General features: G+C 67.8%; 15 protein-coding genes. 6 read left to right on the top strand and 9 right to left on the bottom strand.

From position 1 onward, the window contains the following. The first annotated feature begins 24 nt into the window (after positions 1 to 24). The 4 genes from OD750_RS02790 to OD750_RS02775 all read left to right on the top strand — a co-directional run bounded on the left by OD750_RS02790 (position 25) and on the right by OD750_RS02775 (position 8,248). A complete protein-coding gene (locus tag OD750_RS02790) occupies positions 25 to 579 on the top strand; it encodes a response regulator transcription factor (RefSeq protein WP_263542694.1) in 555 nt (184 codons plus the stop codon). 182 nt (positions 580 to 761) lie between these two features. Continuing rightward, positions 762 to 1,976, top strand: a complete 1,215-nt coding sequence (locus OD750_RS02785; protein ID WP_263542693.1) for an efflux RND transporter periplasmic adaptor subunit — start codon at positions 762 to 764, stop codon at positions 1,974 to 1,976. Between the two features lie 15 nt (positions 1,977 to 1,991). After that, a complete protein-coding gene (locus OD750_RS02780) occupies positions 1,992 to 5,132 on the top strand; it encodes an efflux RND transporter permease subunit (RefSeq protein WP_263542692.1) in 3,141 nt (1,046 codons plus the stop codon). Beyond that, a complete protein-coding gene (locus OD750_RS02775) occupies positions 5,129 to 8,248 on the top strand; it encodes an efflux RND transporter permease subunit (RefSeq protein ID WP_263542691.1) in 3,120 nt (1,039 codons plus the stop codon). The genes OD750_RS02780 and OD750_RS02775 overlap by 4 nt, the downstream gene beginning before the upstream one ends. A gap of 53 nt (positions 8,249 to 8,301) precedes the next feature. Here the strand turns inward: OD750_RS02775 and OD750_RS02770 are convergent, their stop codons facing one another. The 6 genes from OD750_RS02770 to OD750_RS02745 all read right to left on the bottom strand — a co-directional run bounded on the left by OD750_RS02770 (position 8,302) and on the right by OD750_RS02745 (position 12,808). Further along, positions 8,302 to 8,514 (bottom strand): type I toxin-antitoxin system SymE family toxin, encoded by a 213-nt coding sequence (locus OD750_RS02770; RefSeq protein WP_263542690.1) that lies wholly within the window; start codon positions 8,512 to 8,514, stop codon positions 8,302 to 8,304. A 758-nt stretch (positions 8,515 to 9,272) separates the two neighbouring features. Further along, entirely contained in the window at positions 9,273 to 9,476 is a 204-nt protein-coding gene (locus OD750_RS02765) for a hypothetical protein (RefSeq protein ID WP_263542689.1), read from the bottom strand. Between the two features lie 276 nt (positions 9,477 to 9,752). Next, entirely contained in the window at positions 9,753 to 10,184 is a 432-nt protein-coding gene (locus tag OD750_RS02760; RefSeq protein WP_263542688.1) for a hypothetical protein, read from the bottom strand. Between the two features lie 10 nt (positions 10,185 to 10,194). Then, a complete protein-coding gene (locus tag OD750_RS02755) occupies positions 10,195 to 11,259 on the bottom strand; it encodes a metallophosphoesterase family protein (RefSeq protein WP_263545884.1) in 1,065 nt (354 codons plus the stop codon). A gap of 11 nt (positions 11,260 to 11,270) precedes the next feature. Further along, on the bottom strand, positions 11,271 to 12,392 hold the full coding sequence (locus OD750_RS02750; RefSeq protein WP_263545883.1) for a cytochrome-c peroxidase: 1,122 nt from the start codon (positions 12,390 to 12,392) through the stop codon (positions 11,271 to 11,273). Positions 12,393 to 12,532: 140 nt separating this feature from the next. Next, a complete protein-coding gene (locus OD750_RS02745) occupies positions 12,533 to 12,808 on the bottom strand; it encodes a LysR family transcriptional regulator (RefSeq protein WP_263545882.1) in 276 nt (91 codons plus the stop codon). A 235-nt stretch (positions 12,809 to 13,043) separates the two neighbouring features. On the opposite strand from OD750_RS02745, the gene OD750_RS02740 reads away from it, so the two are divergent. Continuing rightward, positions 13,044 to 13,970 carry an alpha/beta fold hydrolase gene (locus OD750_RS02740; RefSeq protein WP_263545881.1) on the top strand — a complete coding sequence of 309 codons (927 nt, stop codon included), beginning with the start codon at positions 13,044 to 13,046 and terminating at the stop codon, positions 13,968 to 13,970. 5 nt (positions 13,971 to 13,975) lie between these two features. Next, entirely contained in the window at positions 13,976 to 14,449 is a 474-nt protein-coding gene (locus OD750_RS02735; protein ID WP_263545880.1) for a cupin domain-containing protein, read from the top strand. Between the two features lie 45 nt (positions 14,450 to 14,494). Here the strand turns inward: OD750_RS02735 and OD750_RS02730 are convergent, their stop codons facing one another. From OD750_RS02730 to OD750_RS02720, 3 genes are read right to left on the bottom strand one after another with little or no spacing between them, the layout of a single operon-like run. Then, positions 14,495 to 15,784, bottom strand: a complete 1,290-nt coding sequence (locus tag OD750_RS02730) for a thiolase family protein (RefSeq protein WP_263545879.1) — start codon at positions 15,782 to 15,784, stop codon at positions 14,495 to 14,497. A gap of 23 nt (positions 15,785 to 15,807) precedes the next feature. Continuing rightward, positions 15,808 to 16,449, bottom strand: a complete 642-nt coding sequence (locus tag OD750_RS02725; RefSeq protein WP_263545878.1) for a response regulator — start codon at positions 16,447 to 16,449, stop codon at positions 15,808 to 15,810. Positions 16,450 to 16,451: 2 nt separating this feature from the next. Beyond that, positions 16,452 to 19,439 (bottom strand): sensor histidine kinase, encoded by a 2,988-nt coding sequence (locus OD750_RS02720; protein ID WP_263545877.1) that lies wholly within the window; start codon positions 19,437 to 19,439, stop codon positions 16,452 to 16,454. Positions 19,440 to 19,538: the final 99 nt, after the last annotated feature.

Genomic DNA, 19,538 nt, shown 5'->3' with positions numbered 1-19,538 from the left:
CACGAAGTCTAACCGGAAACCGATATGCAGCCGACCGGCCACCTCCTCCTGATCGACGACGACGAAGTGTTCACGCGCGTGCTCGCACGGGCGCTGACCTCGCGCGGCTTCACCGTCGCCGTCGCCAACGACGGGGCCACGGCGCTCGCGCTCGCGCGGCGCGAACATCCGCGCTACGCGGTGCTCGATCTCAAGCTCGGCGCCGACAACGGACTCGTGCTGATTCCGCAGCTGCTCGCCGCGGCGCCGGGCGTGCGCATCCTGCTGCTGACCGGCTACGCGTCGATCGCGACCGCCGTGGAGGCGATCAAGCGCGGCGCGCACGACTATCTCGCCAAACCCGTGGACGCCGACCAGGTAGTGCGCGCACTGATCGACGAGGACGCGGCCGACCCCGAATCCGGCGCGCCCGACGTCGACACCGCGCCGCCGCTGCGGCGCCTGGAATGGGAGCACATCCAGCGCGTGCTCGCCGAAGCCGACGGCAACATCTCCGAGGCCGCGCGCCGGCTCGGCCTGCACCGGCGCACCTTGCAGCGCAAGCTCGCGAAGCATCCTGTGCGGGAGCGGAACGGGTAATTCGAAACCCTGCAACTTTTTTCGCCGTCCGGGAATCCCGAAAGCCGGTCCCCGCCCCGTTTTCGCGCCGTCACGCTCGCCGTAGGCCGCAAGTCCGAAGTCTCGTCAACCGCTTGACGTATTCCGCGTTACGCTGTCGGGGCGCTGCATGCCGCGCCGTCCCGAACGAACAAGGAAGCACCATGTCGCGTTGGAAAACCCTGCTCATCGTCGCCGCCGTCGTCGTCGCCGGACTGATCGGCTACCGCCTTCTGAGCCCCGCCGGTACAGCCGAACGCCGCGGTCCCGGCGCCGACGCGAACCGCACGATTCCGGTCACGGTCGTTCCGGTCGCCGTCGAGGACGTCGCCTTGCACCTGGACGCCCTCGGCACGGTGCAGGCGCTCAACACCGTCACGGTGCGGCCGCAGGTCAGCGGACAGATCGATTCGATCAACTTCAAGGAAGGCCAGGAGATCAAGAAAGACGAAGTGATCGCCGTGATCGACCCGCGCACGTACAAATCGCAGTACGACCAGGCGGTCGCGAAGAAAAAGCAGGACGAAGCGCAGCTCGGCGCCGCGCGCTCGACGCTCAAGCGCTACGACGAGCTGATTCAGCGCAACTTCGTCGCGGGGCAGGATCTCGAAAACCAGCGCCACACCGTCGCGCAGCTCGAAGCGACGGTCGTCGCCGACGCCGCGGCGATCGACAACGCGCGCGTGCAGCTCGGCTACACGACGATCCGCGCGCCGATCGACGGCCTCGCCGGCATCCGCCAGGTCGACGTCGGCAACCTCGTGCAAGGCGGCCAGGCGAACGGCATCGTCGTGCTCACGCAGGTGCATCCGATCAACGTCGTGTTCACGCTGCCCGAACAGAATCTCGAATTCGTGCGCACGCTCGACGCCGAACCGCTCGACGTCGTCGCGCTCGACCGCAGCGACAATCACCAAGTCGCGACCGGCAAGCTCTCGGTCATCGACAACCAGATCGACGCGACGACCGGCACGTTCAAGCTCAAGGCCGAATTCGCCAACGACGACAACGCGCTGTGGCCGGGCCAGTTCGTCAACATCCGCCTGAAAGTGCGCACGATCGCGAACGCGACGGTGGTTCCGGCGCAGGCGCTGCAGCGCGGCCCCGAAGGCACTTACGTCTACGTCGTCAAAGAAGATTCCACGGTCGCCATGCAGCCGGTGAAATCCGGCGCCGACGCCGGCAACGGCAAGATCCTGATCAGCGAAGGCCTGAAAGTCGGCGAGCGCGTGGTCACCGAAGGCCAGTTCAGCCTGAAGCCCGGCGCGAAAGTGCTCGCGCTCGCGCCCGGCGAAACGCCGCCGGCACCGGCCGCGACCGCGCCGGCGAGCGGCGACAAACCGGCCGAAGGCACGCGCCGCCGTCGCGGCGGCGGCTGAGCGGGCATTCCCATCATGGAATTTTCCACACTGTTCATCCGGCGTCCGGTCGCGACGTCGCTCCTGATGGCCGCGCTCGTGCTGCTGGGCCTGCTCGGCTATCGCCAGCTGCCGGTGTCGGCGCTGCCGGACATCGACGCGCCGAACCTGCAGGTCACGACGCAGTACCCGGGCGCGAGCCCGTCGACGATCGCCGCGCTCGTGACGACGCCGCTCGAGCGCCAGTTCGGCCAGATTTCGGGCCTCACGCTGATGACGAGCGACAGCTCGGCCGGCCTGTCGACGATCAACCTGCAGTTCGCGATCGACCGCGACATCGACGCCGCCGCGCAGGACGTCCAGGCGGCCATCAACGCCGCGCGCGGCACGCTGCCGAACAACCTGCCGTATCCGCCGGTGTACAACAAGGTCAACCCGGCCGACGCGCCGATCCTGACGCTCGCGCTGACCTCCGAAACGCTGCCGCTGCGCGATGTGAACAACTACGCCGATTCCATTCTGGCGCAAAAGCTGTCGCAGGTGTCCGGCGTCGGCCTCGTCAGCATCGCCGGCAACGTGCGGCCGGCCGTGCGCGTGCAGGTGAACCCGGGCCAGCTCGCCAACCTCGGCCTCACGATCGAAGACGTGCGCAGCGCGCTGACGTCCGCGAACGTCAACGCGCCGAAGGGTTCGCTCAACGGCACCGTGCAGTCGTTCTCGATCGGCACGAACGACCAGCTGCCCGACGCCGTCGCCTACCGCGACGCGATCATCAGCTATCGCGATGCGGCGCCGATACGCCTCAAGGACGTCGCGCAGGTGATCGACGGCGTCGAGAACGACCAGGTGTCGGCGTGGGCGAACGGCAAGCAGGCCGTGCTGCTCGACATCCGGCGCCAGCCGGGCGCGAACATCGTCAAGACCGTCGAGGAAGTGCAGGCCATCGTGCCGCAGCTGCGCGCGGTGCTGCCGGCCGGCGTTTCGCTGACGGTATTCGCCGACCGCACCGTCACCATCCGCGCGTCGGTGCACGACGTGCAGTTCACGCTCGTGCTCACGGTGATCCTCGTCGTCGGCGTGATCTTCGTGTTCCTGCGCCGCCTGTGGGCGACGATCATTCCGGGCGTCGCCGTGCCGCTGTCGCTGCTCGGCACGTTCGCCGTCATGAGCTTCGCCGGCTTCTCGCTCGACAATCTGTCGCTGATGGCGCTGACGGTGGCCACCGGCTTCGTCGTCGACGACGCGATCGTGATGATCGAAAACATCGTGCGCTATCTCGAAAAAGGCCGCGACGGCCGCGAGGCCGCCGAGATCGGCGCGCGCGAAATCGGTTTCACCGTGGTGTCGCTGACCGTGTCGCTGATCGCGGTGTTCCTGCCGCTGCTCCTGATGCCCGGCGTCACCGGCCGCCTGTTCCGCGAGTTCGCGTGGGTGTTGTCGATCGCGGTCGCGCTGTCGGCGCTCGTGTCGCTGACCCTGACGCCGATGATGTGCGCGTACCTGCTCAAGCCCGGCGAGATCGAACCCGAAGCCGACGACGAGCACCACGCACGCCGCGGCTTCTTCGGCCGCATGCTCGACGTGTACGAGCGCACGCTCGACTGGGTGCTCGCGCATCCGCGCTTCACCATGCTCGTGGCCGCGGCGTCGGTCGCGCTGACCGTGCTGCTGTACGTCGCGATTCCGAAGGGCCTCTTGCCCGAACAGGACACCGGCCTCGTCACGGCCGTCGTCGAGGCCGACGAGAACATCGCGTTTCCGCTGATGAAGGAACGCGTCGAAACGGTCGCCAAGGCGCTGCACGCGGTGCCCGGCGTCGCCGGCGTCGCCGCGTTCGTCGGCGCGGGCGAAATCAATCCGACGTTGAACCAGGGCCAGCTCAGCATCGTGCTCAAGCCGCGCGGCGAACGCGGCAGCCTCGAGGAAATCGTACCGGCATTGCAGCACGCGGCGGCCGGCATTCCGGCGATCGCGCTGTACCTCAAACCCGTGCAGGACGTCGCGCTCGACAGCCGCGTTGCGGCGACCGAGTACCAGTATTCGCTGAGCCAGGTCGACGCGACGGAACTGGCGACCACCGCCACGCGCATGACGTCGCTGCTGCGCCAGCGTCCGGAACTCGCCGACGTCGACAACAACCTCGCCGCGCGCGGGCTGCAGCTGACGCTCGACATCGACCGTGACCAGGCGAGCCGCCTGGGCGTTGCGATCCAGAACATCGACGACACGCTGTACAGCGCGTTCGGCCAGCGCCAGGTGTCGACGATTTTTACCGAATTGAACCAGTACCGGGTGGTACTCGAAGTCGCGCCGCAGTTCCGCACGAGCGCCGATCTGCTCGAAAAACTCAACGTGCGCACGAGCGGCGGCGGCACGGTGACCGGCAGCGTCGCCACCGCCGGCACCGTGCCGCTGTCGACGCTCGCGCGCGCGAGCGTCACGAACGCGCCGCTCGTCGTATCGCACCAGGACCAGCTGCCGGCCGTGACGATCTCGTTCAACGTCGCGCCGGGCTATTCGCTGTCCGACGCCGTCACCGCGTTTCGCGCGGTCGAAACCGACGTGAAGCTGCCGCCGCAGGTGCGCGCGCAGTTCATCGGCAAGGCCGCCGAGTTCTCGGTGTCGCAGTCGAACGAGATCCTCCTGATCCTCGCCGCGGTGCTCGTGATCTACATCGTGCTCGGCGTGCTGTACGAGAGCTACATCCACCCGCTGACCATCCTCTCGACGCTGCCCCCGGCCGGCGTCGGCGCGCTGCTCGCGCTGTTTCTGTGCGGCATGAGCCTGTCGATCGACGGCATCGTCGGCATCATTCTCCTGATCGGCATCGTCAAGAAGAACGCGATCATGATGATCGACTTCGCGATCGAGGCGCAGCGCACCGGCAAGAACGCGCACGACGCGATCCGCCGCGCGTGCCTGCTGCGCTTCCGCCCGATCATGATGACGACGATGGCGGCGCTGCTCGGCGCGCTGCCGCTCGCGCTCGGCAACGGCATCGGCGCGGAATTGCGCCGCCCGCTCGGCGTCGCGATCGTCGGCGGCCTGCTGCTGTCGCAGCTCGTCACGTTGTATACGACACCCGTTATCTACTTGTACCTCGAACGCTTCAGCGACTGGCTGCACGCGCGGCGCGCGCGCGGCCTCGCGGCGCACGCCGGAGCGAAGCCGGCATGAGCATTTCCAGGCCGTTCATCCATCGGCCGGTCGGCACGTCGCTGCTCGCGGCCGGCGTCTTCGTCGCCGGCATGATCTGCTACTCGCTGCTCGGCGTGGCGCCGCTGCCGAACCTCGAGTTTCCGGCGATCTTCGTGTCGGCGAGCCAGCCCGGCGCCGATGCCGCGACGATGGCCTCGACCGTCGCCTCGCCGCTCGAGCGCCATCTCGGCCAGATCGCCGGCATCGACGAGATCAACTCCAACAGCAGCGAAGGCAGCGCGTCGGTCAACATGATCTTCGACGTGGGCCGCAACCTCGACAGCGCCGCGCGCGACGTGCAGGCCGCGATCAACGCGGCGGCGCCCGACCTGCCGTCGGGCCTGCGCACCGCGCCGACGTATCGCAAGGCCAATCCCGGCAACGCGCCGGTGCTGATCCTCGCGCTGACGTCGCCGACGCGCACGCTCGGCGAGCTGTACAACTACGCCGATTCGCTGATCGCGCAGCGCATCCGCCAGCTCGAAGGCGTCGCCGACGTCGACATCGCCGGCGGCGCGACGCCGGCCGTGCGCGTGGATCTCAACCTGCGCGCGCTGTCGGCGCGCGGCATCTCGGCCGACCAGGTGCGCAGCGCGCTCGTCGCGGCGAACGTCACGACGGCGCAGGGCTTTCTCACCGACGGCCGCACGACGATGGCGATCGCGTCGAACAACGCGCTCAAGGAAGCGAGCCAGTTCGCGAACCTCGTCGTCGCGATGAACAACGGCTCGCCGGTGTACCTGCGCGACATCGCCAAGGTGACGCAGGGCCAGGAAGATCGCTATCAGGCCGCGTGGTTCAACGGCCAGCGCGCGATCCTGATGCTCGTGCGCAAGCAGGCCGACGCGAACGTCATCGCGACGGTCGACGCGATCAAGGCGATGATGCCGGAACTCTCGACGTGGCTGCCCGCGGGCGTGTCGCTGACCGCGTTCTCCGATCGCACGCCGACGATCCGCGCGTCGGTCGACGAGGTGCAGGTGTCGCTCCTGATCAGCCTCGGCATGGTCATCGTGACGATGCTGTTGTTCCTGCGCCGTCTCGCGCCGACGCTGATCGCGGGCCTTGCGGTGCCGCTGTCGCTCGCCGGCGCGTTCGCGGTGATGTACATGCTCGATTTCACGTTGAACAACCTGTCGCTGATGGCGCTCGTCGTCGCGATCGGCTTCGTCGTCGACGACGCGATCGTCGTGATCGAAAACATCGCGCGCCACCTCGATGCAGGCATGGGGCGCCTCGAAGCCGCGCTGCTCGGCGCGAAGGAGATCGGCTTCACGATCGTCTCGATCACGCTGTCGCTGCTCGCGGTATTCATCCCGCTACTGTTCATGCAGGGCTTTCTCGGCATGATGTTCCGCGAGTTCGCAGTGACGCTCGCCGCGGCGATCGCGATCTCCGCGGTCGTCTCGCTGACGGTCACGCCGTCCTTGTGCGCGCTCTTCATGCATCCGCACGCCGAGCAGAAACCGTCGCGCTTCGTCGAACGGCTCGACGCGTTCCACGCCGGCATGCTCGGCATCTACCGGCGCGCGCTCGACGTGTCGCTCAGGCATCCGCGCATCACGGCGCTGCAGCCGCTCGTGCTCGTGATCCTGACGATCTGGCTCGTCGGCATCGTCTCGAAAGGCTTTTTTCCGCAGCAGGATACCGGCCAGCTGCAGGGCTCGACCGACGCCGGTTCCGACGTCTCGTTCGAAGTGCTGGTCGAGCGGCAGCAGAAGATCGCCGATCTCGTGCGCGCCGATCCCGCGGTCGAGAGCGTCGGCGTGCGCGTCGGCGGCGGTCGGTTCGGCGGCGGCGGCGGTTCGGGCAACATGTTCATCAATCTGAAACCGCTGGGCGAAGGCCGCGACGCGTCGACGTTCGCGGTGATGACGCGGCTGTCGGCGCAGGCCGCGCAGGTGCCGGGCATCCGCCTGCGCCTGCGGCCGGTGCAGGACATCGGCGGCGGAGGCGGTGGCGGCGGTGGCGGCGGCGGTGCGCAGTACAACTACTCGCTCAAGGGCACCGAAATGGCGCAGCTGCAGGAATGGGCGCCGAAGCTCGTCGAGGCGTTGAAAAAGTCGCCGCAATTGCGGGACGTCGCATCCGACCTGCAGTCGGCCGGCCTGCGCCAGAACCTCACGATCAACCGCGACGCGGCGGCGCGGCTCGGCATCGGCATCGCGGCGATCGACAGCGCGCTGTACGACGCGTTCGGCCAGCGCCAGATTTCGACGATCTACTCCGACATCAACCAGTACAAGGTCGTCGTCACCGCGCAGCCCGATCAGGCGGCGAGTCCGGCGGCGCTGGAAAAACTGTACGTGCGCTCGAACAGCGGCGCGATGGTGCCGATCAGCGCCGTGGCGAGCATGGCGGACGGCATCGCGCCGACGTCGGTGCAGCACCGCGGGCAGTTTCCGGTGATGGACCTGTCGTTCAACCTCGCGCCGGGCGTCGCGATGGACGAAGCGGCGCGCGTGATCACGCGCACGATGCAGGACCTGCGCGTGCCGGGCGACATCCGCGGCGAATTCGGCGGCGATTTCCGCCGGTTCCAGCAGCAGCAGAGCGACACGCCGATCCTGCTGCTCGCGGCGATCCTCGCGGTGTACCTGATCCTCGGCATGCTGTACGAAAGCCTGATTCATCCGCTGACGATTCTTTCTACGTTGCCGTCGGCGGGCGTCGGCGCGCTGCTCGCGCTGATCGTGACGGGCACGGAGCTGTCGATCATCTCGGTGATCGCGATCGTGCTCCTGATCGGCATCGTCAAGAAGAACGCGATCATGATGATCGACTTCGCGCTGGTGGCCGAACGCGAGCACGGCCTGTCGCCGTTCGAGGCGATCCGCGAAGCGTGCCTCGTGCGGTTCCGGCCGATCATGATGACGTCGATGGTCGCGATCTTCGGCGCGCTGCCGCTCGCGATCGGCTTCGGTGCGGGCGCGGAGATGCGCCGGCCGCTGGGCATCGCGATGATCGGGGGCCTCCTGGTATCGCAGGCGCTGACGCTGCTGTCGACGCCGGCGATCTATCTGCTGCTGGCGCGGCGCGCGCAGAAGCGGCGCGAGAAGAAGGCGGCGAAGAAGCTCAAGGCGGCGACGGCCTGAGCGGGCGGTCAAGCGCGAAAGCCTCGAAGAGCGAGGCTTTCGCGGTGACGGCGTCAGGCGCGGGTGATCACGAGGCGGCCGGCGGTGACGCGGATGGTGACGGCGTCGCCGGGGAGGAAGCCGGCGTTGATGAGCCAGATGCCGCAGAGGCGTATCTGGGGGATCTCCCGTGGGAGATGCGCCTGATCTACGGCCGGGTAGTAAGCCGTACCGACGCGGATTTGCTTTGTGGAAGAGTTGGATGACGTATGCTTGCGCTTATCCATGAGCCACTCCTACGAGGTGGTTTGTGGTTAGCGAACGGCGTGGGGCCAACCGCGCCGTTCGCGCTTCGCCCTTGAGCGATTGGTCGCTGCGGGCGACCTTTCAGAGCGCCGCGCGCAGGCACGTCAAGGATTCGGTTTTATCGAACTTGCGCAGTCCTTGACGTGCCGAGCACGGTGCTAGGCTGCGACGACCGCAGCGAGCAGTTGTATTGCGCTCGAAGCTGCGAGCCGTCGCTTCTCTCTTTTGATCGTCATTCCAGCGAAAGCTGGAATCCAGCCGTTGCTGTGCTTCTGAGCGCCCCAAAAGCTGGATTCCAGCTTTCGCTGGAATGACGAGCGGGGGCAAGGATTCGGTTTTATCGAACGTGCGCAATCCTTGACGGCCTGAGCAGTTGCTGGGCTGAGACGATCGCAGCGAGCAGTTGTATTGCGCTCGAAGCTGCGAGCCGTCGCTTCTCTCTTTTGATCGTCATTCCAGCGAAAGCTGGAATCCAGCCGTTGCTGTGCTTCTGAGCGCCCCAAAAGCTGGATTCCAGCTTTCGCTGGAATGACGAGCGAGGGTCAGGGATTCGGTTTTATCGAACTTGCGCAGTCCTTGACCGCCTTGTGCGCGGTGCTAGGCTGAGACGACCGCAGCGAGCAGTTGTGTTGCGTTCGACGCTGCGAGCTTTGGCTTCTCGCCGGACGAAACGACAACGAAGCCCTAGGCGTCGCCCCCTCACCCAACCCTCTCCCCCAAAAGCGTTTGGGGGAGAGGGCTATGCGTGGCGTAACTTGGCGTCCACGTTTTTACTTTGCGCGAAAAGCTGGATACCGGCCTCCGCCGGCATGACGTCGCTAAAGAAACGCCGCGCTTCGGCCGTTGCCGTTGCTTCTGGCGGCAGGAAGCCGCCCGCTTCACCCGGGGCCCCGTCGGTCGCGGCGAGATTGCGGAGGAAAAAGCCCGCGTAGCGGGTGCGCACAGGATGTGCGCAGTTCGTTGACGGGCCATGGATGGCCCATCAACGAACCCCGGAGCGATCTCGCGAAGTTTGCGGGCATGGATGCCCGCAAACCGCGGCCGTCGGGGTGCCCTTGGAGGGTGCAGGGAGGGGTTGGGCAAGCAACCTCTCCTTGCCCGCTCGCGGCAGCGAGCGGAACGCTTTGTTTAAAGCCGTGCGGAAACTACAAAGCAACCATCAAGAGCTGGATCCCAGCGTTCGCTGGGATGACGAGCAAAAAAAAGCAAGAAAGCTAAATCAGTGCTTCCCCGGCTCGAGCTTCACCCCCCGCCGTTCCTTCGCCAAATAAGCCTGAATCGCAATCATCTTGGGATCGTCGGCAGCAAGCGCCTTGCCCTCGAGCGGATTGCGAATACACCAGTTGACCATCTCCCAGATCGCGACCACCCGCCCGGCCTGCTTCTGGAATTTGGGATAAGTCTCCGGATGCGTGTTCGCGCCGTTCGGATGGCATTGCCCGCACGCGACGCCGTTCGTGCCGAGTTCGGGACTCGTCCACAGGCGCCGCCCTTCAGTCGCCACCGCTTCGAATTCGGCCGCCCAGCGGTCAAGGTCGGCCTTCGTGAATTCGTCGGCCTTCGCCGCGCCGACCGGCGAATACTCCACCGGCAGCTGCAGCGCGCCGCCCACGGCGACGGCAACGGCCAGCACGATCGTTCTTGCGCGCATGCTCGTCTCCTCAGTAGTGCGTCTGCGGCTCGATGCGCGCCGACGCATCCTGGAACTTCATGTCTTCCGGTCGCCCCGTCTTCGGGTTGAACGCGATCACGCGAGACTGGTTGTTGTAGAGGTTGTAGTGCAGGTCGTTGCGACCGCTGTGCAGGTTGATGAACTGCCAGCCCGTCGCGTCGCGCTCGAAGAACGGGTCGGCGCGGTTCATCGGCACCGTCAGCACCGGCAGATGACTGTCGACCTGCGCATACGTCGCCGGGTACGGCCACGGCCACGCCGTCGCCATCGCCGAATTGAACGCGATGCTGCCGATCTGGTTGTACTGGATCTGGTGCACGTGGCCGTACAGCACGTTGACGCTGTCGAACGGTTTCAGCAACGCCTGCATCTCTTCGGCGTCCTCGGTCCAGAAGTTCCAGCCTTTGTAGATTTTTTGCAAAGGCGAATGCGACACGACAACGATCGGCGTCGACTTGGCCACCTTCGCGAGATCGTTCTTGAGCCATTCGCGCTGCTTGGCGCCGACCATGAACGGCGAGCCGTTCGGATTGTCGATGCCGGCCATCTCGGCCATGCGCTGCTTGGCGGTCGGCCAGCGCTTGAACGTCCAGTCGTCGAACGTGAGGATGCTGTTGAGCACGACGAAGTGCACGCCCTTGTGGTCGAAGCTGTACCAGTGCTTGCCGAACAGCTTGCTCCAGTATTCGCCGAGGTCGAGGTAGTAGTCGTGCTCGCCCATCGCCATGTACGTCTTGTACTTGAGCTTCGACAGGAGCTCGGCGCCGTGGTCGAGTTCCTCCTTCGTGCCGAGCTGCGCGAGGTCGCCGCCGTAGATCACGAAGTCGGGCTTCGGGTCGAGCAGGTTCGTCTCGGCCACCGCGCGGATCAGCCCGCGATCCCAGTTGCGCACGAACTGCGTGCCCTTGATGTGCTGGATGTGCGAATCGGAAATGTACGCGAAGTTGAAATCCTGCTCGGGCTTCGCGAACGCGAGCCGCACGTACGTGAGCGGCACCGCGCCCGCGAGCGCGGCGAGTCCGGCCGATTGCAGGAAGTCGCGACGGTTCGTCATGGTGGGCTCCCTCAGCGCGTCTGCACCGCTTTCGGCCCGGACGCGTTCAGCGCCTTGGCCTGCGCGGCGAATTCCGGGCTGGTCAGCGTTTCGAGAAACGCCACCAGGTCGTCGATTTCTTCATTGGTCAGGTTCAGCGGGCGTATGCCGCCCGACAGATAGTCGTTGACCGGCGCGTCCTTCGGCGTGACGCCGCCGTTGTTGTAGTGATCGACGACGTCGCGCAGCGTTTTCAGACTGCCGTCGTGCATGTACGGCGCGGTCGCCGCGATGTTGCGCAAGGTCGACGTCTTGAACGAACCCATCTCGTCGAGCGTGTCGGTGACCGCGAAGCGGCCGAGTTCCGACGATTTCTTGTCGGTCAGCACCGCCTTGTCGACGTCGATGCCGCGCCCCTTCGCCTGCAGGAACGCCTGCGCGAGCCGCGGAATGTCGGCCTGCACGCCGTTGATGCCCACGCCGATATTGTGGAATCGTCCATCGGTGAACAACGCGAAGTTCTGTTCGACCGTGTGGCACGACACGCAGCGGCCGTTCTCGAGAAACACGGTGAAGCCGCGCTTGGCCGCGTCGCTCACGGCGTTCGCTTCGCCGCCGAAGTGCCAGCGGTCGAACGGCGAATTGCCGGCGACTACGGTACGCTCGAACGCGGCGATCGCCTGCTGCACCTGCGTCATCGCGAGCTTGTCGCCTTCGACGCCGAACACCTCCTTGAACGCCTTCACGTAGGCCGGGTCGCTGCGCACGATCGCGAGCACCGGCTGATGATCCTTCAGGCCCATCTCGACCGGATTGATCATCGGGTGCTGCGCCTGATCCTCGAGCGTCGGCGAGCGGCCGTCCCAGAACATCATCGGGAAGTACGCCGAGTTGATCACCGTGGGCGCGTTGCGCGAGCCGGTGAGCTTGTCGATGCCCTCGGACGTGACGAGCGGACTGTCGGTGAACGCCTTCGCCTTGTCGTGGCACGTCGAACAGCTGACCTTGCCGGTCGAGCTGAAGCGCGTGTCGTGAAAGAGCTTGTCGCCGAGCGCGATCTTCGCCGGCGTCTGCGGATTGTCGGCCGGTATCGGCAGCGGCGGCAGGCCGAGCGGCGGCGCCTGCGCGGCGGCGAACGGGGCGACGATCAGCAATGCGAATATCGTCGGAAAACGACGCAAAGCACGTTTCGGATAGCGCATCTGGCTTCCTCCCGAAGGGCTGGATGCTGCCGCCTGAGTCTAGACCCTCGCCTGCTGTGACGACCGCGCCTGCGGCGGCGTCATCTAAACTTTCAATGGGCGCCGGCAACGCGCTGCTCGCCGGCGTAGCGGCGCATGCGATCGAACGCCGACACGGCCACGCGCGCCTGGCGTACGATCTCGGCGCCGTGCTCGGTCAGTTCCACCTTCGCGTGGTTGCGGTCGAACACCGCGATGCCGAGATACTCTTCCAGTTTTTTCACCTGGATGCTCAGCGTCGACTGGGTGACGTGGCAACGCTCGGCGGCCTTGCCGAAATGCAGCGTATCGGCCAGCGCGACGAGGTAGCGCAGATCGCGGATCGACATGAAACGGTCTCCTTGCCGCGTGCGAACGGCGACGCGACGGCCGGTTTCCCTGATGAGTCGGAAACTAGCACCGGCCTGTTGCCGGAAAAAATCAATTGTTGCTATCGGGCCGATAGGCGGGGTGAATCAGCCCGACCGCAGGATCGGACCAACGATGCGCCGATCGTGACAGACGCGCCCCAGCGCGCGGCGCACAGTGCGCGTGCGCACCGCCGCGTCCTCCACGGAGATCGTCATGTCGTTCGCTCTGCCCCTCGTTCGCTGGTTCGCCGCGGCGATCTTCGCCGTCGCCGCGTCCGGCGCCTGCGCCGCGCCGGTCGCCGATGCCGTCGCCAGCCATACCGCCGTCGTCAACGGCGTCAAGATTCATTACCTGCAGGCCGGCAGCGGCAAGGCCACGCCGGTCGTACTGCTGCACGGCTTCGGCCAGAACAGCCATATGTGGAAGCCCGTGATCGGCAAGCTCGCCGATCGACGCGTCGTGATCGCGCCCGACCTGCGCGGCGCCGGCGACAGCGACAAGCCGTCGGGCGGCTACGACAAGAAGACGATGGCGCAGGACGTCCACGCGCTCGTGACGTCGCTCAAGCTCGGCAAGGTGCGCATCGCCGGCCACGACATCGGCCTGATGGTCGCCTACGCGTACGCCGCGCAATACCCCGACGAGGTCGAAAGCATCGCGCTGATGGAGGCGTTCCTGCCCGGCGTCGGCGACTGGACGAAGGTGTGGCTGCTGCGCGACCTGTGGCATTTCCACTTTTACGGCGAGACGCCGCTAAAGCTCGTCACGGGCCGCGAGAAGACGTACCTCGAACATTTCTGGAACGATTTCGCGGCCGACCGCGCGAAGTCGATCCCCGAAGCCGACCGCGACCGCTACGCGGCAGCGTACGCGCAGCCGAAGGCGACGTGGGCCGGCATGGAATGGTTTCGCGCGTTCGAGCAGGACGCGAAGGATTTCGCCGGTTTCGCGCAGACGCCACTGACGATGCCGATGCTCGTGCTGTCGGGCGAAAAGGCCGGCGGCCAGTTCCTGATCGATCAGGGCCATCTCGTCGACAAGAATGTGCAGGGCATGATCGTCAAGGGTTCGGGCCATTGGCTGCTCGAAGAAGCGCCGGATCAGACGATCCCCGCGCTCGTCGCGTTCCTCGGCCGGTGAACGCCATGACTCGCCTCGTGCTGATCCTCGCCGCGTTCGCCGCCGGCACCGCGCTCGCGGACGGTCCGAAACCCGCGCGCCTGGTGCCCGACGACATCGCGCAACTCGCATCGACCGGTCCCGGCACCGGCACGTCGGGCGTCGCCGGCATCCGCAGCGTCGTGCTGTCGGGCGATCCCGCCGCGGCGGGTTTGTATACGATTCGCGTGATCGTGCCGCCGCACACGACGATCCGCGCGCATACGCATCGCGACGCGCGCAGCGCGACGGTCGTCGCCGGCCGCTGGTACTTCGGGTACGGCGACAAGGCCGGCGCCGACGCGCGCGCGCTGCCGCCCGGCAGTTTCTACACCGAGCCGGCGAATGCGCCGCACTATGCGCAGACGCGCGACGAAGGCGCGACCGTCGACATCACCGGCTACGGTCCGAGCGACACCGTCTACGTCGAAGCGGCGAACGATCCGCGCGACGCGAAGTAACGACGCCGGCGGCAACGCATCGCGCGCTGCCGCCGGGCGTGGAGACTATGCCGCCTGCAGCAGCACCACGCCGCCCTGTCCGCCGTCGGTGCAGATGCTGACGATCGCGTAGCTGCCCGTTGGCCGCGCCGCGAGCTCCTTCACCGCCTGGCTCAGGATTCGCGCGCCGGTCGCGCCGAACGGGTGGCCGAGCGCGACGCTGCCGCCGTTCGGGTTGATGCGCTCGCGCGGAAACGCGCCGAATTCCGGATTCGCGATGCCCGCGCGCTCGCGCAGGAACGCATCGTCTTCGAGCGCCTTGACGTGGAACAGCACCTGCGCCGAGAACGCTTCGTGGATTTCCCACAGCGCGACATCCGCGTACGCCAGATCGTGCCGTGCGAGCAGCCGCGGTATCGCGAACGCCGGCGCCATCAGGAGGCCTTCGACGCGGAAATCCACCGCGGCGATTTCCCAGTCGACGAGCTTCACGCGCGGCACCGTCGACGGCAGCCGGTCGACGCCGTTCTTCGAACCGACCCACACGGCCGCGGCGCCGTCGGTCAGCGGCGACGAATTGCCGGCGCTCAGCGTGCCCTGCCCGCTCGTGCGGTCGAACGCGGGCGGCAGCCGCGCGAGTTTTTCGAGCGACGTTTCCTTGCGCGGAATGCCGTCGCGCCGCACGTCGCCGAGCGCGATCACGAGATCGTCGAAGAAGCCGCCGTCCCACGCGGCGATCGCGCGCTGGTGGCTGTCGAGCGCGAGACGATCCTGCGCGTCGCGCGGAATCGCCCACTGCTTCGCGGTGATCTCGGTGTGCTCGCCCATGCTCATGCCGGTCGTGCGGTTGGTGACCGACGGCACGTACAACTGCACGTCTTTCAATTTCAGCTCGGTGACATGCGAGAGCTTTTCGCCGAGCGAGCGCGCCTTCTGGAAGCCGCGCACCCAGTCCGACAGCGACAGGCCGAGGCCGAGCTGGATGTGGCTCATGCTTTCGACGCCGCCGACGAGCGCGAGGCTGCGCGCGCCGCCGTCGATCATGCCGGCGGCCTGGATCGCGCCGATCATGCTCGTCGCGCACGCCATGATCGTCGTGTACGACGCGATCGTCGCCGGCAGTCCCGCTTCGATCAGCACCTCGCGCGCGAGATTGCTCCAGGTGAGGTTCGGCGCGACGCAGCCCCACACGGCGAAGTCGGGCGTCCCCTCGCGCAGCTGCTCGCACATCGTGCGCACGACCGGCGCCGACAGACCGATCGCGTCGTGCGCGGCGAGCGCGCCATCGACTTTCGCGAACGGCGTGCGCACGCCGGCGGCGAGCCAGATGTCGGAACGTATCGCATTGGTGCTCATGAGTCGCTCTCCGATTGACAAAGCTAGATGTCGATAATGCCGCGTTTCGCCGCGACCGTGACGGCCTGCGTGCGATCGCCGACGCCGAGTTTGGCGAAGATGTTTTTCAGATGGCCCTTCACCGTGTCGTCCGAGATCGCCAGCTGCCGCGCGATCTCCTTGTTCGCCTGGCCGACCGCGACGCAGCGCAGCACCGCGATTTCGCGCTCGGTCAGCGCGTCGCCGATCGCGTGCACGGCGATCTCGGTCGCGATCTCGGGCGGCAGGTAGCGCTTGCCCGCGTGCACGATGCGGATCGCGTCGAGCATTTCCTTGCGCAGCGTGCTTTTCAGGAGATAGCCGACCGCGCCGGCCTTGAGCGCGGTCAGCGCCTGCACGTCGCCGGCGTAGGTGGTCAGCACGATGATGCGCGCCTGCGGGAACTCGCGGCGGATCGCGCGAATCGCGTCGACGCCGTTGACGATCGGCATCTGCAGATCCATCAGCGTCACGTCCGGCCGCAGCTCGCGAAACCGCTCGATCGCCTCGGCGCCGTTCGTCGCTTCGCCGACGAGTTCCATGTCCGACAGGCGCTCGACGACCGCCGCGACGCCTTCGCGCAGCAGCGGATGGTCGTCGACGGTCAGGATGCGGATCTTCGCCGCGTTGTGCGTGAATGTGGACATGGCTACTCCGTCGCCCCCGTCCTGCGCCATCGTGCGAAACCCGCGCCGCGCCCGTTCGACGCGTAGGCGATGCGGCCGGGCACCACGAGTTCGATCTGCGTGCCGCCCGGGCCGCTCGTCAGCGAAAGATCGGCGTGAATCTTGCGCGCGCGTTCGCGCATGCCGGTGAGGCCGAAATGCCCCTGCCGGCCTTGCCTGAGCACCTCGGGGGCGATGCCGACGCCGTCGTCGCGCACGCGCAGCGCGAACTGCCGCCGGCGATACGCCAGTACGACGTCGATGCCGCTCGCGCGCGCGTGTCGAAACGCGTTGAACACGGCTTCGCAGCCGATCCGCACGGTTTCGTCGCGCACGAGCGGATGCAGCTCGCCCGGCTCGCCCTCGACGGTCACGCGAAACCGCACGGCCGGATCGGTCGCGAGCTGCTGCGCCGCCGCGGCGAAGACGCGCGGCAGATCGCCGTGGACGTCGACGGCGCGCAGGTCGCGCACACGGTCGCGGCCTTCCAGCAGCACGCCGTCGGCGCGCTCGAGCGCCTGCTCCATCAGCCGGTGCGCCGCAGCGTCGCGCGGAATCTCGTCGGCGACGCTCTGGAAGCGCAGCATCAGTCCCTGAAAACCTTGCAGCAGCGTGTCGTGCAGTTCGCGCGCGATGCGTTCGCGCTCGCCCAGCCGCTCTTCGAGGCGCACGCGGATGCGCGCGGCGACGCTGCGCACGCGCAGCGAATATGCGAGCCACAGCGCACCGGCGGCAAAGAGCGCGCACAGCACGGCGAACGCGTTCGACTGCACGAACGACGGCGGGATCGCGAACGCCAGCGTCGCGCCGGCGTCGTTCCACACGCCGCTGCCGTTCGCCGCGGCGACGTCGAAGCGGTACTGCCCCGGCGGCAGCTTCGTGTAGAACGCCTGCCGCCGGTCTCCCGCGTCGACCCAGCCGGCGTCGACGCCGGACAGGCGATAACGAAACCGCAATCGTTCGGGCATCGCGAGATCCAGCGCGGTGTAGTCGATCTGCAAGGTCGATACGTTCTGCGGCAGCAGGGCCTCGCGCGGCAGCGGCTGCGCCGCGCCGTCGGCGACGAACGCGCGGATCGACACCGGCGGCGGCCGCGCGCTGCGATAGACGTGCGACGGGTCGATCCAGGCGACGCCGTGGCTCGTCGCGAACCACAGCCGGCCGTCGCCGGCGCGCGCGGCGGTGTTCACGAACGCATCCTGCTCGGCGGCGCCGGGCAGTCCGTCGCGAAAGTCGAACAGCGTGTGCTCGAGGCCCGCGTCGTCGGCGTCGAGCGCCCGGGCGAAGTCGGCCGCCGCGGCGCGCACGACGCCGGTCTGCGCGTTGAACCACAAGTCGCCGTCCGGCGTTTCGACGATGCCCGACACGAGCGTCAGCGCGGGAACGCGCGATGCCGGCAGCGTGCGGAACCGCTCGCCGTCGAACCGCGCGACGCCGAACTCGCCGCCGAACAGCACGCCGCCGGAAGCCGGATACACGACCGCGATCGCGCCGATCGCGGGACCGTCGTCGCCGGCGAACGCGCGCACGTCCGTACTGCCGACGCGCAGCAGCGTGCCGTCGCGATACGCAAGCCACGAGGCGCCGCTCCCGTCGGGCTGCAGGATCAGCGGCACCGCGTCGTCGAGACCGCGCCCGACCGCGACGTGCCGCCAGCCGGCGGGCGTCTCGCGGTACACGCCGCGATCGGCGAACGAAATCCACAATGCGCCATTGTCATCCTCCGCGACCGCCCACACCTCGGGCGTGCCGGCGTACGCGGGCAGCGCAACGGGGGTCGACTCGCCGTCGCGCCAGCGCGCGAGGCCGCCATGACCGCCGAGAAGCAGCGCGCCGTCGCGCGCGGCGACCATCGTGTTCGGCGGCTCGGGCAGATGCCCGGCGAGCGACGTACCGTCGGCGCCGACACGGTACAGCGTGCCAGCCGCGGCGACGTGCAGCACGCCGCCGGCCGCGGTCGCGACGCGATAGCCGCTGGACGAGGTCTGCGGAATCGCGGTTTCGACGACCGCGTTCGCGGTGCGAAACCGGTCGAGGCCGAGATTCGTACCGACCCAGACGGTGCCGGCGTCGTCCTCGAACACCGCCGCCGCGATGCTCGACGACAGGCCGTCGTCGAGCGAGAAAGTCTCGACCTGCGCGCGGCCGGGTACCGCGCGGCGCACGCCGCGGTCGCGATCGACGCTCCAGAACGCGCCGTCGCGATCGATCAGCGCGTCGCGCGACGTCGACAGCGCGTCGCGCGTCGCTCGCGGCGGCCCGTCGTCGGGCAGCGGATGCGCCTGCGAGGCGGGATCGATCGACCACGGGCGGTCCTGCGCGTCGAATGCCACGCCGCGGGGCGTCGACGTGTACGTTTCCACACGTTCAAAACGCGTCGCGTCGCGGCGCAGCGCATGCATCGCGCCGGTCGTGCGGACCCAGCGCGTGCCGTCCGGCGCGACGTGCACGTCCCGGACGTGGCCGGCAGGCAGGCCGTCGTCCGCGCCGTAGCGGCGCCAGCGCCGGCCGTCGAAACGCGCGAGCCCGTCCGAAGCCGCGACCCAGATCGCGCCGTCGTCGTCCAGTGCGAACGCGCGCACCGCATCGCCCGGCGCGCCGTCGGCCTGCGCGTGATTCGTCAGCACGCCGTCGCGCAGGAACGACACGCCGCCTTTCTGGTAGCCGATCGCGACGGCGCCGTCGGGCAGTACGGCCAGCGCCGTGATGTTCGCGCCCGGGTAGTCGCCGTCGCGCGGGCGCACGCGCTCGAAGCGCAGGCCGTCGAAGCGGTACAGGCCCATGCCGGTGCCGAGCAGCAGATAGCCGTCGCGCGACTGCGCGATCGCCCACACCGCAGCCGGCAGGCCGTCGGCGTGCGTCCACGCGGTGTGGTGCAGCTGCCGCAGCGCGCGCGCGGGCTCGAGCGCGGCGGTGGCAGCGGCCCAACAGAGGCCGCAGCCGATCACGAGCATCGCAAGTCTTCGCTTCACGTCGCCGCCGTGTTGCCGTCGGAACCGCCGCCGAACGCCCGGATCGTCGCATGATTCCGCATCAGGGCCGGCGGCACACCCCCGAACGGGTACGCCGGC

The organism is Tahibacter soli (assembly GCF_025717065.2).
GTDB classification, from domain to species: domain Bacteria; phylum Pseudomonadota; class Gammaproteobacteria; order Xanthomonadales; family Rhodanobacteraceae; genus Tahibacter; species Tahibacter soli.
This window is presented reverse-complemented; position numbering and strand designations above follow the sequence as displayed.

Bases quoted from the DNA above. Each gene is read 5' to 3' on its own strand.
- OD750_RS02760 (WP_263542688.1), bottom strand. From the start codon at position 10,184: ATGCGCGCAAGAACGATCGTGCTGGCCGTTGCCGTCGCCGTGGGCGGC.
- OD750_RS02755 (WP_263545884.1), bottom strand. From the start codon at position 11,259: ATGACGAACCGTCGCGACTTCCTGCAATCGGCCGGACTCGCCGCGCTC.
- OD750_RS02745 (WP_263545882.1), bottom strand. From the start codon at position 12,808: ATGTCGATCCGCGATCTGCGCTACCTCGTCGCGCTGGCCGATACGCTG.
- OD750_RS02790 (WP_263542694.1), top strand. From the start codon at position 25: ATGCAGCCGACCGGCCACCTCCTCCTGATCGACGACGACGAAGTGTTC.
- OD750_RS02730 (WP_263545879.1), bottom strand. From the start codon at position 15,784: ATGAGCACCAATGCGATACGTTCCGACATCTGGCTCGCCGCCGGCGTG.
- OD750_RS02785 (WP_263542693.1), top strand. From the start codon at position 762: ATGTCGCGTTGGAAAACCCTGCTCATCGTCGCCGCCGTCGTCGTCGCC.
- OD750_RS02735 (WP_263545880.1), top strand. From the start codon at position 13,976: ATGACTCGCCTCGTGCTGATCCTCGCCGCGTTCGCCGCCGGCACCGCG.
- OD750_RS02740 (WP_263545881.1), top strand. From the start codon at position 13,044: ATGTCGTTCGCTCTGCCCCTCGTTCGCTGGTTCGCCGCGGCGATCTTC.
- OD750_RS02775 (WP_263542691.1), top strand. From the start codon at position 5,129: ATGAGCATTTCCAGGCCGTTCATCCATCGGCCGGTCGGCACGTCGCTG.
- OD750_RS02725 (WP_263545878.1), bottom strand. From the start codon at position 16,449: ATGTCCACATTCACGCACAACGCGGCGAAGATCCGCATCCTGACCGTC.
- OD750_RS02770 (WP_263542690.1), bottom strand. From the start codon at position 8,514: ATGGATAAGCGCAAGCATACGTCATCCAACTCTTCCACAAAGCAAATC.
- OD750_RS02780 (WP_263542692.1), top strand. From the start codon at position 1,992: ATGGAATTTTCCACACTGTTCATCCGGCGTCCGGTCGCGACGTCGCTC.